The following is a 13,463-nucleotide window of genomic DNA, read 5'->3' as shown; positions in this document are numbered from 1 at the left end:
AACGATGGCAAAGGAAGTATACAACCGATTCGATCCTAGGAATAGGTGGAAGTCTGTTGATTTTGTCGGCGGTCGCCGGGTTCAAACTGCTGAGCTGAACGAACTACAAGCCATGTCACTCTATCGGGATAAGCAAATAGGGGACGTAATCTTCGGATCAGGTCACATCTTAGAGGGCGGGCAGTTATTGATTAATAAGGAGAAAACGCTTGTCATCGTATCAGCAGCACGGGTATATCTAGGGGGAATCATTCACGATGTACCGGAAACAACACTGACGATAAAGGGAACGGGAGAGGAAAGCATTGGGTTGCGGGTCAATCCAGAAACAATCACATATGAAGATGACCCAACCCTGTATGATCCTGCGGTTGGGTTTTTTAATTATGGCATGCCTGGTGCTCAGCGAACCATTTTGAATCCGACTTGGGTAGTAGATGATCCAGAAGCAACTCATATGTATCGTCTGGTGAACGGGGATCTCATCACATCCAAATTACCGCCTGAGCTCGAAGGATTTACCCCGATTCTAGCTCGTAGAAGCTACGACACAAATGGTTCATTCTTGGTCTCAGGAATGGATGGATATATAGAGCCAAGGGATGCAGCGAACGTAACGCTCGTAATCGACGCAGGCAGAGCCTATGTTCTTGGATATCAAATTGATAAGCTGGTTCCCCTGCGACTTGCCATTCCCAAAGCACTGGACACCCGTGTGGTTATTAATGAAACGAAGACGTATCTGTCTAATACATCCTTTTACCCGCTAAATTCAAAGCCTGTGAAAGCTTTACAGACGGTTACAGCAACCGTAGAGAAAACACAGACAATTACTCGGGGAAATGTGGCAGGAACCTCAGACCTTTTACCAATGACACCTGTTGTAGATATTGTCTCGATACAGGCGGGCAACACAAGTTATGTCAAAGGGACAGACTTTCAACTCTCAGGCGATGCCGTAGACTGGTCATTGGCAGGTGCTGAACCTTCAGGTGGGACATCGTATACAGTCACGTATCGCTATACAAAAATTATGGTTATTGGGACAGATGTAACGTTGGATAACAACGGGGTAAAGTGGCTTGGTAGTGATCGGCCTGTACCGAACTCGACTTTCCAGACGACCTATGAGTTTTTTCTCGGGCGGAAAGATGTTTACTACCTTACTTACCAAGGCGAGGTTCATGTCATACATGGTCAATCGGACGTGCATCCTTACCCGCCTTCATCTCCACCGGATGTATTGGAATTGGGTGAATTGTATCTCCCACCGAACAGTGATGCTGTGGTCGTAACCAATCGAAAGCCAAAACGATTGACGATGCTCGAGCTGCGTTCTCTCCTTGATCGTTTAGAACGTGCAGAATACAACCAAGCGTTGGCAGACCTGGATCGGGCGGCGCAAAACTCTGATCCGTCACTAGCGAAAAAGGGTGTTTTTACAGACAACTTTACCAATTTTGAACGCTCCGATGTTACTCATCCTGACTTTGATGCCATGATTAACCCGCGTGAAAAAACGGTACAGTTAGCCGTTGAGAACAGTTTTATAGAAATGCAAGTAAATCAGGCTGCATCTACCGTGCGATTCCATGAGCGGTTAATTACCTTGCCATATACCGAAGAGGTGCTCATTGATCAACCTTTTGCAACAGAAACCATGAATGTGAATCCCTATCAAGTCTTCGGGAATTTGGCCACAATTCGTTTGACCCCTTCTCATGATACATGGGTGGAGACGTCAACTGTTACACAATCCGTTTGGGGATGGTGGGCTGACTGGAGATCGACGGGAACGACTCGGACTGAAACAAAGGTCATTTTAGATGAACAAGTTCCATTTATTCGGCAGCGTGAGGTAACAGTGGTCGGGGAAGGTTTTGAACCGAACAGTGACAATATCAAAGCGACATTTGATGGCATCCCAGTAAACCTTACTCCGATAAACGGATCGGCAGCCGGCACGCTGCCCAACACAGTGAGAGCGAATGCCCAAGGACGATTCAGTTGCACATTTATGATCCCAGCGAATGTACGCACAGGAACCCGCGAAGTCTATTTCTGGAACGAGGTGTAAGGATGGTTACCAAACAAAATGAAGCGAAAGCGTCTTATGTAGGGACTGGTAGGAAGCAGGTGGTCGAGCAGACGTTTTGGCAGATTCCATCTTGGCGACTGACTGATCCACTTGCACAAACTTTTATGCTTACAGAAGAACGGTTTGTTACCGCTGTTGATTTGTATTTGGGAACGAAGGACCCTGTTGCAGATTTAACCGTACAACTTCGCACAGTAGTGAATGGTTATCCTTCTATGACGATCTTATCTTCAGTCGCGATCAATTCTTCTCAGGTGAACGTATCCAATGATAGTAGTAGGGCAACAAAGGTAAGGTTTCCTGAGCCGATCTTACTACAGGCGAATACGGAGTATGCGATCGTGCTTCTGACGCCTTCTAGTCAATATAGAGCGTTTGTAGCGCGAATGAGTGCACAAGACCTCCTGTCTAGGAAAACTGTTTCACGCCAGCCATATGACGTGGGTGTCCTGTTTTCAAGCTCCAACGGTTCGGCATGGACAGCACACCAAGACTCCGATTTAAAGTTTAAGCTTTACGGAGCCAAATTTATGAACGATGCAAAGCTCCAATTTAATCCGGTGTCTGCCAACCAAGTGACTCAACTTGTCCTTTCAGCAAGTCAACTTGTACCTCGAAATTCGGCGCTGTTGTGGCAATACTCCATAGATGAGCGAAATTGGTATGCACTTGATGATCTGGATGTGACATGGTTAACGCAGCCAACGAACAAGATACATGTGCGGGCTTTATTTAAGACATCTGGTTCGTCACCAGTCGTCCAGTCGAGTGTAAGTCTAATCCCGATGGCCTATAAAAAGAATGGCGTATATATGAGTCGAGAAATTTCAGCAACAGCCCCATTTACGAAAGTTACTGTATACGTGGAGTTGAGTACACCAAGTGGTACGTCACAAACTGTTGAATACTCCATTGATGGTGGGAAGACGTGGGCGGCTATGGGATCGGCAACCGAACAAACGCCTATTGATGACGAGTTTACGCGATTGAAGTTTGAACGCACTGTTTCATCCTCCACAAAGCTGAGAATTCGAATAAAGCAGAACACGACTGTAATGACAATAACTCCGAAAGCGCGGGCATTGATGGTGCATACCTCATAAGGATGTGACGTAAATGAAGAATCGTATATCTATCGATCCAAGCGCCCCTGACAGTCTTTTGACAGGGGCTAAAAAAATTAACGAAAACTTTGATCAGATAGATTCAAACTTTGATCAGATCGATTCAAAAATAGAGCAATTAGAAACTGTAGCAAAGTCAGAGATAGCTCATCTGCATTGGAGGGCAGATATTAATGAAAAAAACATTTTGGAAATGGCTCTTGAGTTGGAGACGGTAAAAGGGGCAGTTTTAAATGGATTGACAAGCAATATTTATATTGAATCCTTTATAGATGTAGAAGATGTAACCCTATTGAACGGGGCTACAAAGCATGACAGCAAGAATAAGAAAGTGTATCTGGTATAGAAGGGAGGAATAATCTTGTCAATTATTTCAAAAGCCTACGAAGCCCTGGGAGTTGGGGCGGTAATATCAAACGCTGTTTTGAAAAAGGGTGACGTAGTAGTAACCTTTGCTACATCTGGGAGCAGCGGGGTGGACGCAACCGCTACACTAAGTGCAGGAAGTATGACCCAGAAGTATACCCACGCGTACAACACCGCTGGGGCTTCACCCGATTCGGTTTGTGCCAGAGTATATACCGTAGATAATGACGTAACAGCCAACATTACGGTGAGCGGAAACAGCCAGTCGCAAGTTACAGTAGTATTCAGGAATGCCCAAATTGTGGACTGGGATAGTACAGGCTATGCGTCTGGTTCACCCATCCAGTCTATTCCAACAGGGTATTCTACACCTGGTATGGGCGTTCTGCTGGTAAACCGCTATACTTCACCTTCAAATCCGCCCAATTATACGTGGCTGACGAATGGGTCAGCTTCTGTTGGTTACTTGGACAATATTTCTACTCAGTTGGCTCAGCCTCCAGCGTTATCACATGGCGGGGGGGCCTATTCTGCGATTATGGCCCTTATGCTTGCACCAGTAAATGTAGCCCCACACGTGCCTTCAATGAACCCCACAGGGACTCTTGCTGCTCCAGCAGTACTAGCGACGTTGACTCCTACACTGAACTGGTCATTTTCTGACCCAGACGTTGGGAACAGCCAGAAGGCGCGACAACTGAAAATATACGACGGGGCAACACTTATTTATGACAGTGGTAAAGTAACCACAGGCAGCACGACCTTTACGTATCCATCTAGCGGGGTAACAGCTTTGCAGCCTGACAAAGTATACGGTTGGGAAGTTATCGTATGGGACAACCACGACGCCGCAAGCCCTTATGCTACTCGTCAATACTTTAAAACAACAAAAGCACCAACGGTAACGCCTAAGAGCCCGTTAGGGACAAGTGCCTTACCTTTAATGATAAGCCAAACGCCACGCGTACAATGGACATATTCAGACACTGAAAATCATGTGCAAAACGCCTTTCAGGTAAGGATAAAAAGAGCGTCTGATAACGGTATTGTTCACGACAGCGGACCTATCGTTTCTACGAATGTGTATTACGACGTACCAGATGGTGTACTTGCAGCAGGAGTAGCATACTACTGGGAGGTACAAGTAAGCGATTCGACTGGCATGGTTAGTGGATTTTCGAAAGGGCAGTTTTTCGTTATCAACGTACCTCCAGGTAAGCCGATACCCGATCATATTCCAGATATGCTGCGGGTAGGGAAGCGGCCCGTTTTCGAAGCAACAATAAATGACGACGTAGAAAACAACGCCCAGGCGTTCGTGTTGCAGTTGTCGTCCGAAGCCGAAATTTATACATTCACCAGCAACGTAGACGCTACAGGCTGGGAGGTATTCGACGGTACAGCTTGGGAGTGGCAAGGTATTACGACAGGCAAGGTACGGCCTGCACAATTGGTGAAAGATGGGGGATTTGAAAGCCCTGCGGGTACCTATTGGAAGCCAATGCACAGCAATCTTGTTGATGGGGAGTTCGCGGGAACAGACACAGAGGTAAAACGCAAAGGGAACAGCGCTCTAAAATTGGTAAGCAAAACGTCCAAAGCAATAGGTTTTTACCAAGACCTGAAGGGTTGGAAACCCGGTGATGTAATTGTTGTAGAAGGCTATATGAAAATAACGCAACACAACAAGGGAAAATTGCAGATAGATATTATTACCGATACGGGATTAGATACGAGCTCTATGTGGTACGACGCTACAATAAGTGGTTGGCTAAAGTTTACTGAAACCATAACAATTCCAGCGAAAACTACTCTCGTACAAATTCGTGCGTTTACTGACGAAACGGCAGACCTTACGGGGTATATAGACGACATATCAGTAAAAATACAAGGCTTGAAAGAATATACGAAGGTACGCTACACGCCACAAGTTGACCTGGAAGAAGGGAAGACGTACTACTGGCGTATGGCAGCCATTGACGGTACTACGGGTGCGTACTCCGAATGGACAGACCAGCAGACGCTTACGAACCTGTTAGGCGTAGCTGGTAAGATGGAGGACGCCAGCCTATGGGGCGACTATCAAACAACGCACGCCCTGGACGCAGGGAATAAGGTAGAGGGCAGCTACGGTATGAAAGTAACCATAGTAGCAGGTAATACCTTTGGTTCTGCCTTCAAAACAGGGATGAACTGGAAAAAAGGTAAGTATTATCTGCTGCTGGGCTTTATAAAGAATGGTAACAGCAGCGGTGGTGCCCGTTTGAACATTCCAGGTATGGTTAATTCCGACTTTATTACAGACACTACTAAATTTAATTTTATCTGGGTGAAAGTGCAGGCAATGACTGATGGCAATAGTAACGTAGACCTAAACGTAAACGGTGAAGCTGGGCAATACGCCTTCTTTGACCAGGTACGCTGCTACGAAATCACAAAGGCAGAATACGACCTCATTGGCACAGACCCCCGTTATAGCGGGGATATGCTGGCAGTCATGTACCCGTATGTCGATAATACCCAGACCATCCAACGTAAAACACGGATACGCTGCGGAACAACACTGGCACTACAAACAAAGCCAATCAAAACGACAGCACCTGTAGACCGAAGCGTATTTTCAAAATTTGCGACGCTACCTATTCACGTACCAGCAGTGAAACGGGTAGAAAACAACGATCCAAGAATCACGTACAGCAGCGGCGGGCTTGCCTGGAACAACATTAACTATGTAGACGCTGGAAGCAGCCAGGGCACAATTGCATACGTAGCAGGGGTAGCCGGGGCCTGGGCCGAGCTGTCATTTATCGGTACAGGCATTCGTTTCGGAAGTTGGTTAAGCCCTTGGTACGGGCTGGTAGATATTTATATAGACGATGTACTGGTTAAAACCGTAAGTCAGTATGTACCTGCGGGGTACGTAGGCGATACCAAGCAGCAAATCGTTTATGAAAACACGAAATTACCCTATGGGCCGCACAAAATTAAAATCGTCAACCGAAACGAAAAAGTAGACCCCGCAGCACTAGGGATGAGCTGCGCCCTGGACTTCTTCGAAATCTTGGACACAAAGGCTCCAGCCGTCTTAACTGTCCAATCTTCAAATAATGCAAATGACGCAAAACCGACCTGGGAGGATGTAACGGACGTCTTTTTATCTGGAGACTATTTCAGATACAAGAACCTGATTAAAACCGCACCTGACTGGGGCTTGGCGCTAAAAATTACGGTAGATGCAAAAGAACGGCTAGGTCCGATAGAAATTGACGGTTTCGGGATCAGTTACGAATAGGAAGGTGCGAAGCCATGGGCAGACACTTAAAACAAACCGATTTGGCTCAACTCCGTGCAAGTGAGCAAACAAAGGTAAATCCAGAGCTACAATCGGCTTATGAAGCGATAGCTGCATTACATGAGACTGTCGAGGTATTGCAAAAAGAAGTTCAAACATTAAAAGGGGGTGATAAATGATGGTGGTAAAATATATGATTCCGGTTTATGCCTACTTAGTAAAATGCGGCTGGTCACTAGAACCGAATGGGATGGAAGCAGAAAAAGTAATTCCGGAACCCTACCGCTTACCTGTTGCTGAACACTTAGCTACAACACAAACAACTTAACGCCTTCTCTCAAAAGAGCGAAGGTGTTTTTTTATGGGGAGCTGCTCCTTCTCCTTTGAGACTTTCCCGGAACCCAGAGCGTCTTATCTTTTAAGAATGAATCAGGGGAGGACATTACATGAATGGTGATATTGGATTCACATGGGACTGGGGAAGTTTTCTTTGGTTAATCATTTTCGTATGGCTGCCAGTGAGTGTAGTCACTTATCTTCTCATACGAACATGGTTCAAGAAAAAAATGAGCGAACTAGAGAAACGAATCGAGAAACTTGAACAAGAAGGTTCAACAAAATAAGGATTTCATAGGGGAGCTGCTAACGCGGCTCCTTTAATTTTTGCCCCGTGGGGGTGAGGAGAAGATGAGCTGATGAAATTTCTTCAAAGCCTAGAAAACGTAGCAACCCCAGCAAACGCTTGGGCGACAACAGCGGGTGCAATCGTATCGCCCGTTTTTCATTATCTATATGGAACGAACCGCCAAGACATCCTGATTGTGCTCTTTTTCATGATTGTCTTGGATTGGATCACAGGCATTTCCGCAGCAAAAAAAGATCAATCCTACTCATCTGATTATGGGTTGTCCAGAATCCCACGCACAATGTTCCTCTTTGCTCTACCAGCCTTAGCAAATCTCTTAGATCGCGTCATGGGCACGCCAGGTTTTTTGTTTTATGGAGTAACGTTCGGTCTCATTTACCACACGTGGACAAGCCTGACAGCAAATGCACATCGAGCTGGCTGGCCAATGCCAAGGTCGGTTGAAAAATTGGTAGGATCGGAAATCAAAGCGAAAGCAGAGCGAGCTGCAAGAAAGGAGCAGAAATAAAAATGAATATGACTATTAAAGGCGCGCGCGTCGTCGACGTTCGCGCCTCTTTACCACGCCACAAAACACTAAAGTATGGACGGCGTAAGCTGACTGATATCCGATCAGCAGCTATGCATCATTCAGCTACAAAAAGTGGGTCGCCAGAGGCGTTCGCACGCTATCATGTTGGAACTAACGGATGGCCGGGAATTGCCTATCATTTTGTGATTCAAAAAGATGGGGTGATTTACTGGTGTAACGATCCAGAAACAATTTCCTACCACGTAGGCAATAGCAACCGTCATGCACTTGGCATTTGTCTCGTAGGTGATTTCCGGACACAGCAACCAACCGCAGCACAACTTGATGCAGCGAATCGCCTGATCCAGCACTTGCAGGTACAGATTCCTACCATGAAACAGGTGTTTGGTCACCAGGAGTACCCCGGCTACGCGTGGAAAAACTGTCCTGCATTCCCGATGGGCACATTCCGAACAAATTACTCACAATTCTTGCAAAAAGCTGTGGGTAAAGTGGATAAGATCAAGCAAGTCCAGGTTGCAATCAGCCTGAATGGATCGTTGTTATCAGTGACTGGTTTCCTACAGGATGGTGTATCCATGCTACCTGTCAGAGCGGTAGCCAATGCTGCTGGTGGAAAAGTGGATTGGATCGCGGCTACCCAAGATGTGCGTGTTAACGGCAAAGACCTAAACGAAAAGCTCATTTCGGGATCGGCATACGCTCCAGCTCGTGAGCTAGCTACTGCACTTGGCTTACAAGTGGAATGGAATGGTCAGAATAAAATAGTAAAGCTGACAGGGGGCGCATAATCGTGAAAGATTTTTTTTAAAAGCATTTGTTGCTTATCTTAACGGGCACGCTAGCTATCGCTGGCGCGTCTCTTGGTATTGATGAGGAGGCGCAAATGTAGATTCTATATGCAATAGAAATGCTCTTTTAAACTATAGTGGCCTCTGCCCAAATCTACCCGGGTACTTTTGTTTTTGAAATAAAATGGTAAAATCGTGAATAAAGTCATAGAACAAGGTGATGTAATGAATCAAATAAGGTGTGGTCGAAATCTAACATCTATTGAGGATATTCACGATTGGCTTAATAAATGCAGTAGTTTATCTGATAATAATGACCCTGGGGATACTGTGAACATAGATTTAAGTAAGTTAGGCCGTATTTCACCTGCTGGGTGTATCGCACTCCTTACTAGTCTCAAATCGTTAGACCGATACTTTTTTCTAAATGTCACCATCCCTGAACGTGATGGCGTCATAGGATATATGGAAAGAATGGACTTTTTTAAACATTGTCCTGATGATGTGAAAATTGATTTTGAGCTGCAATTAGATATGGAGACTATTTACAATAGGCAACGACATAATACGAAAAATAAACTGTTAGAAATTCACAAAGCTACCAAATATTCGGAAGTAGGGGAATTGTGTAGGTCGATAAAAAGAATAATAGGTAACTCGCTCGTACATGGAAGAGTTTCCGACTTGACAAGCATAGCATCTGAATTAGCAAACAATGCGATAGAACATGGTAAATCTTATTGTTTGTCATGTATTCAATACTATCCATCAAAGAGAACTGTAGAAATTGCTATAGGTGATGAAGGTATCGGTATTTTTAATAGCATTTCAAAAGTTGTTATCGGGGGTAAACATCATGTTATCAAGAGAGCAATACTTACTCGGGATTCCAGACACAAAGACCAAGAAAGAGGTAAGGGGTTACTTGACGTCAAAGCTAGGGCGTTTGACTGGTCAGAGGAGGCTGAAATATATTTACGTACCCATGATAGTGCCTATCGTCTTCATCAGACTCAACTACAACTACTAAGTGAAGGTTCTTATTTCAGAGGAACTTTTTACTATTTAGTAATCTATTTGTAGAAAAAACTTGACAAGCATTTCTTGCTATAATATTCTACCAATAGGTTTCAAAAATCATTTTGAAATCAAAGGGAGGCGAAAGTCATGGACCTGCTGGCGCTATTGGGAAGTACGGTGGTATCAGACTGGCTTCATAGGCCAACCTTAAGACCAATGAGAGACAAGCTTATGAAGGAAATAATTGAAGCACCAAAAGGAACTATTTTCAAACTTGAAATGACCCCAATCGAGCTCCTTAATAGTTCAGGTGTCGATGAAATACTTGTAAAAACGATGCTTTGGTTACGAGAAAATAAAGATCAGGAAAAATTCTTGTACTTACAAAATCTAAGCAGTGAAGAAGAGTACGATCATGCTTATAACATCGGTAAAGGATTATCAGAAACGGATGTTTCTATTTTAGTGCGAGAAGAAAATGGATACCAGTTACTCGGTAGTTTAGGTACCAAGCTCGTAGAAGTTCTTGACATCGTATATAAACACAAGAGCGTAACTGCCCGTGAAGTAGCAGAGCAACTAGACAAAAAGTTAAACCTTGCAAGCACTCAACTATCTGATCTTTATAGCATGCGTTTAATAGAGCGTGTAGAAGAACTGATGCCTGAGGGCGGGAGGCAGTTTGTTTACAAAAGTTTATTCTAAAGGGGGGAGCCTCCCCCTTTAGAAAACGAAAGACTTCAATTTTAAAATTGAAAGCAAAAAGGGGGATTTTATATGTGGATGTGCAAAAAAATATGCCATCGCTCTTGTAGAGAGCCGACGGCAGTGTAGAAATACCTCACTGTCACCAGTGAAGCCGCACTACAATTAACGTACAAAAATAATCGCAACGTAATTGTAGCATACGCTGGTGCTCTCTTCAAGGACAAACCTAGAGGAGAGATTTAGAATGACACATAATGGAAAAGCTTTAAAATGGTCTGAGTATCACCAATCATACGGAATTTTCCGAGCATGGCGCAAGCACCCAAAGTCCCAACAAATTTTATGGGCTAGAGCTTATGGGAAAAAAGCATGGTTTATTCCAATTGAAGAACTAGAAAAAGAAGAAGAGTCCGCATAATAAATGTGGAGACCCGTGCGGCTCGGGTTTCCAATAAATAATCTTGGATGGTGATAACATGAGTTTTCTAGAAACATTCCAGCATCGTGTTGGAATGACAGCATTTGTACTGGTTTCAATTTTTGTAGGTGCATTTACTCAGTTTTACTATCAAGTCGTCAAAGTTCCTACATTGACATCTTTCGTTAACACGATAATTGAAAACAAAAACAATGATGAATTACTACTTACATGGGGACTAAATTTGTTTTCAGGTGCACTTCTTGCGTTAGCAGGTTTTTTGTGGGCAAAAGAGGCAATAACCGGGGATTTCTACTACGATAGCTCAGAAGTAGCTGCTCGGATTACATGCGGTGCAGTAGCAATACTGTGTTTTGTATATGCTACTGTGTTTGTAGGATATGTATTTACCGCTTTGCTTGGGATTGTTATTGCTTGTGTGATAGTGTGGATCTTGATTAATAGCAAAAAATAGACATACTTGAGCAACTAGTATGTCCTTCTTCGGAGCATTGCCTTACCCCTGTCAAGTGGACAATTGTAAGAAATGTAAGATAAGGTAAGCCAAGTAAACATTACACTTAATTACAGAAGTTTACATTGCAGGATTATTAAGCAAACAAACTGGATAGTTTAGTAAAATGGATAGAGTGGTTAGGGACGTGCCAGTGAGAACTGGTGCGTCTATTTTTTTAATAAAGAAACGAACGTATGATCTGGTTTGGGAGTGATGTTGTAGTTGTGATTCTCAACTAATTAGAAAGTAGGTGAGCGTTTGACGAAAGAGGAATGTAGAAAAATACTACGACGCATTGCTTGGAACCTGAACTATCGAGAGAGAAAGCGGCTCCGAAATGAGTGCCCTATCTTGGACGACTTTGGTCAACAACAAAGAACGAAAGATAACGACAATAGTCTTTTTGTTGAGGAACTGTTACAGCAACTATCTAGTGAAAAGGAAAGATACGTAATTCGAAAGGTTGTATTGGAAGGGTTCACAGCAAGAGAAGTCGGAGGAAAACTAAACATGGGAGAAAGAGGCGTGAATCAATGCAAAAGTCGAAGCCTAAAGAAGCTGCACAATTATCTAATCACGCATTCACTTTAATGGTTGATCAGGCAAAAAATGGGGACAACGAGGCGCTACTGATGGTCTTGGAAGAAATGGAACCTGAAATTAACAACTTGGCAAGCTTTCTTAAACTTCCAAAGGAAGAGGGGATTCAAGAGATTACGACGCGGTTTATTGAGAAAATTAGAGGGTGAAGAGCATTAAATATTTTTTTGAGGAAAACTGTTCCGTTTTACCGCTGTTTTTTTCCTAGATAGGTGAAAGCGACAATGACCGGTCAAACACTGTTGCTTATCCATTAAACTAAGAGGAGAATGTATAATGGCACGAAAAACTCACTATGTACCAGGAACAAACATCACCTTCACGATGAAGCCAGGAAGCGTTCATATTGACAATGACTCTTATCTTCGAACTGTACTAGAAAATGAGGTTATGACAGGGAAAGAGATCGCAAGAGAAATTAAAGATATTTACTATGATGTGTATGGTGTAAATCTTGATATTTCTACGAAATCTCTCGGCATTGAAATTTTAGGTCACGTATATCCAGGTGAAATGGCCAAACTTGTTAAGGCAGAGTTCGATCCTCCTAAGTGGGTCACTAGAGAACTCGATAAAATTGTTAGTCGAACAAAAGTAATTGATTGTGGAGAGAATAATGAAGGAAGCGAAGATACCAACCGTAGACTTTGGGATTTTTTAGCTAAACTTTTTGATACCTTGGATTCTATGGTGACGGTCCCATTTCCGGGATTGTAAACAAACACAAAGAACGTTCACTTCTATTGGGAAGTGAACGTTCTTTGTGTTAGGAAAGTATTTTAGATGATATTGCTGTACGTTTAGCATCAAAAAATAAAACCAAAAAAATTGATGCAATACAAATAAATCCGGTGATAGCAATAATGGTATCGTATTCGTGATAGTTGTAGATTAATGATTGAGTCATAGAAAAGCCCCAAAGAAGTGTAGGAAAGAAAAGCAAATAATATAACTTGTTTCCAGGAATTATTTTAACGTAAAAGATAGTAATGGCTGTAGAGACGAGAATGGTAAGAACTACACTTTTCATCTCATCATAAGTAATGTTTATAGGCATATCACTGGAAAGAAGCATCATTTTGCACCAAAGTAAAAAGAACCATATAGCTATGACCCCATTAGCACAGAATATCAAAAATTTTTTCATCATTTTCCCTCCTGATAAAGACGTGTTGTAACCGTGAATTTTTTCAATTAGGTATCCACTTATTTGTTATGACGCAAAAAAACGGAAAAAGTTTCAAGTTAATGGTAATGTAATCCATTTTACGACGGATTGACCTGCTTTATTCAAAAAATCATAAGGAATTTTTTAGATGCCCCGTCTAGGCGGGCAGCGGGAAAGCCAATT

General features: G+C 43.3%; 16 protein-coding genes. 15 read left to right on the top strand and 1 reads right to left on the bottom strand.

Going from position 1 to position 13,463, the window contains the following annotated elements; all coding sequences use genetic code 11:
• Positions 1 to 4 precede the first annotated feature (4 nt).
• From EL268_RS32185 to EL268_RS32130, 15 genes are all read left to right on the top strand, one after another.
• On the top strand, positions 5 to 2,077 hold the full coding sequence (locus EL268_RS32185) for a DUF4815 domain-containing protein (RefSeq protein WP_106656867.1): 2,073 nt from the start codon (positions 5 to 7) through the stop codon (positions 2,075 to 2,077).
• Between the two features lie 2 nt (positions 2,078 to 2,079).
• The gene (locus EL268_RS32180; protein ID WP_106656866.1) at positions 2,080 to 3,201 is read left to right on the top strand and encodes a hypothetical protein; all 1,122 of its coding nucleotides are present in this window, start codon (positions 2,080 to 2,082) and stop codon (positions 3,199 to 3,201) included.
• Between the two features lie 13 nt (positions 3,202 to 3,214).
• Complete coding sequence (locus tag EL268_RS32175) at positions 3,215 to 3,568, top strand: hypothetical protein (protein ID WP_106656865.1); 354 nt, start codon at positions 3,215 to 3,217, stop codon at positions 3,566 to 3,568.
• Positions 3,569 to 3,583: 15 nt separating this feature from the next.
• Positions 3,584 to 6,880, top strand: a complete 3,297-nt coding sequence (locus tag EL268_RS32170) for a glycoside hydrolase family 78 protein (RefSeq protein WP_106656864.1) — start codon at positions 3,584 to 3,586, stop codon at positions 6,878 to 6,880.
• A 14-nt stretch (positions 6,881 to 6,894) separates the two neighbouring features.
• Positions 6,895 to 7,059 carry a hypothetical protein gene (locus tag EL268_RS33070; protein ID WP_164724556.1) on the top strand — a complete coding sequence of 55 codons (165 nt, stop codon included), beginning with the start codon at positions 6,895 to 6,897 and terminating at the stop codon, positions 7,057 to 7,059.
• Complete coding sequence (locus EL268_RS33065) at positions 7,056 to 7,208, top strand: CD1375 family protein (RefSeq protein WP_164724555.1); 153 nt, start codon at positions 7,056 to 7,058, stop codon at positions 7,206 to 7,208. The genes EL268_RS33070 and EL268_RS33065 overlap by 4 nt, the downstream gene beginning before the upstream one ends.
• Positions 7,209 to 7,326: 118 nt before the next feature.
• A complete protein-coding gene (locus tag EL268_RS33060; RefSeq protein ID WP_164724554.1) occupies positions 7,327 to 7,503 on the top strand; it encodes a hypothetical protein in 177 nt (58 codons plus the stop codon).
• A gap of 72 nt (positions 7,504 to 7,575) precedes the next feature.
• Positions 7,576 to 8,034 carry a phage holin family protein gene (locus EL268_RS32165; protein WP_106656863.1) on the top strand — a complete coding sequence of 153 codons (459 nt, stop codon included), beginning with the start codon at positions 7,576 to 7,578 and terminating at the stop codon, positions 8,032 to 8,034.
• A 2-nt stretch (positions 8,035 to 8,036) separates the two neighbouring features.
• A complete protein-coding gene (locus EL268_RS32160) occupies positions 8,037 to 8,849 on the top strand; it encodes an N-acetylmuramoyl-L-alanine amidase (RefSeq protein WP_106656862.1) in 813 nt (270 codons plus the stop codon).
• Between the two features lie 195 nt (positions 8,850 to 9,044).
• Positions 9,045 to 9,932: a hypothetical protein gene (locus EL268_RS32155; RefSeq protein WP_126435509.1), complete on the top strand. Its 888-nt coding sequence runs from the start codon at positions 9,045 to 9,047 to the stop codon at positions 9,930 to 9,932.
• Positions 9,933 to 10,016: 84 nt separating this feature from the next.
• Positions 10,017 to 10,574, top strand: a complete 558-nt coding sequence (locus tag EL268_RS32150) for a hypothetical protein (RefSeq protein ID WP_106656860.1) — start codon at positions 10,017 to 10,019, stop codon at positions 10,572 to 10,574.
• Positions 10,575 to 10,821: 247 nt separating this feature from the next.
• Positions 10,822 to 10,995: a hypothetical protein gene (locus EL268_RS33055; protein WP_164724553.1), complete on the top strand. Its 174-nt coding sequence runs from the start codon at positions 10,822 to 10,824 to the stop codon at positions 10,993 to 10,995.
• A gap of 58 nt (positions 10,996 to 11,053) precedes the next feature.
• Complete coding sequence (locus tag EL268_RS32145; RefSeq protein ID WP_106656859.1) at positions 11,054 to 11,470, top strand: hypothetical protein; 417 nt, start codon at positions 11,054 to 11,056, stop codon at positions 11,468 to 11,470.
• Positions 11,471 to 12,045: 575 nt separating this feature from the next.
• The gene (locus tag EL268_RS32135; RefSeq protein ID WP_106656858.1) at positions 12,046 to 12,261 is read left to right on the top strand and encodes a helix-turn-helix domain-containing protein; all 216 of its coding nucleotides are present in this window, start codon (positions 12,046 to 12,048) and stop codon (positions 12,259 to 12,261) included.
• 127 nt (positions 12,262 to 12,388) lie between these two features.
• Positions 12,389 to 12,829 carry a hypothetical protein gene (locus tag EL268_RS32130; protein WP_106656857.1) on the top strand — a complete coding sequence of 147 codons (441 nt, stop codon included), beginning with the start codon at positions 12,389 to 12,391 and terminating at the stop codon, positions 12,827 to 12,829.
• Positions 12,830 to 12,878: 49 nt separating this feature from the next.
• Here EL268_RS32130 and EL268_RS32125 read toward each other — a convergent pair whose 3' ends face one another.
• Positions 12,879 to 13,262, bottom strand: coding sequence for a hypothetical protein (locus tag EL268_RS32125; RefSeq protein WP_106656856.1), 384 nt, complete (start codon positions 13,260 to 13,262; stop codon positions 12,879 to 12,881).
• Positions 13,263 to 13,463: the final 201 nt, after the last annotated feature.

It is taken from the genome of Brevibacillus brevis (genome assembly GCF_900637055.1).
In the GTDB taxonomy this organism is placed as follows: Bacteria; Bacillota; Bacilli; order Brevibacillales; family Brevibacillaceae; genus Brevibacillus; species Brevibacillus brevis.
This window is presented reverse-complemented; position numbering and strand designations above follow the sequence as displayed.

Excerpts from the sequence above, each read along its gene's own strand:
- EL268_RS32185 (WP_106656867.1), top strand. The coding sequence starts at position 5 with ATGGCAAAGGAAGTATACAACCGATTCGATCCTAGGAATAGGTGGAAG.
- EL268_RS32180 (WP_106656866.1), top strand. The coding sequence starts at position 2,080 with ATGGTTACCAAACAAAATGAAGCGAAAGCGTCTTATGTAGGGACTGGT.
- EL268_RS32175 (WP_106656865.1), top strand. The coding sequence starts at position 3,215 with ATGAAGAATCGTATATCTATCGATCCAAGCGCCCCTGACAGTCTTTTG.
- EL268_RS33070 (WP_164724556.1), top strand. The coding sequence starts at position 6,895 with ATGGGCAGACACTTAAAACAAACCGATTTGGCTCAACTCCGTGCAAGT.
- EL268_RS33065 (WP_164724555.1), top strand. The coding sequence starts at position 7,056 with ATGATGGTGGTAAAATATATGATTCCGGTTTATGCCTACTTAGTAAAA.
- EL268_RS33060 (WP_164724554.1), top strand. The coding sequence starts at position 7,327 with ATGAATGGTGATATTGGATTCACATGGGACTGGGGAAGTTTTCTTTGG.
- EL268_RS32165 (WP_106656863.1), top strand. The coding sequence starts at position 7,576 with ATGAAATTTCTTCAAAGCCTAGAAAACGTAGCAACCCCAGCAAACGCT.
- EL268_RS32160 (WP_106656862.1), top strand. The coding sequence starts at position 8,037 with ATGAATATGACTATTAAAGGCGCGCGCGTCGTCGACGTTCGCGCCTCT.
- EL268_RS32150 (WP_106656860.1), top strand. The coding sequence starts at position 10,017 with ATGGACCTGCTGGCGCTATTGGGAAGTACGGTGGTATCAGACTGGCTT.
- EL268_RS33055 (WP_164724553.1), top strand. The coding sequence starts at position 10,822 with ATGACACATAATGGAAAAGCTTTAAAATGGTCTGAGTATCACCAATCA.
- EL268_RS32145 (WP_106656859.1), top strand. The coding sequence starts at position 11,054 with ATGAGTTTTCTAGAAACATTCCAGCATCGTGTTGGAATGACAGCATTT.
- EL268_RS32135 (WP_106656858.1), top strand. The coding sequence starts at position 12,046 with ATGCAAAAGTCGAAGCCTAAAGAAGCTGCACAATTATCTAATCACGCA.
- EL268_RS32130 (WP_106656857.1), top strand. The coding sequence starts at position 12,389 with ATGGCACGAAAAACTCACTATGTACCAGGAACAAACATCACCTTCACG.
- EL268_RS32125 (WP_106656856.1), bottom strand. The coding sequence starts at position 13,262 with ATGATGAAAAAATTTTTGATATTCTGTGCTAATGGGGTCATAGCTATA.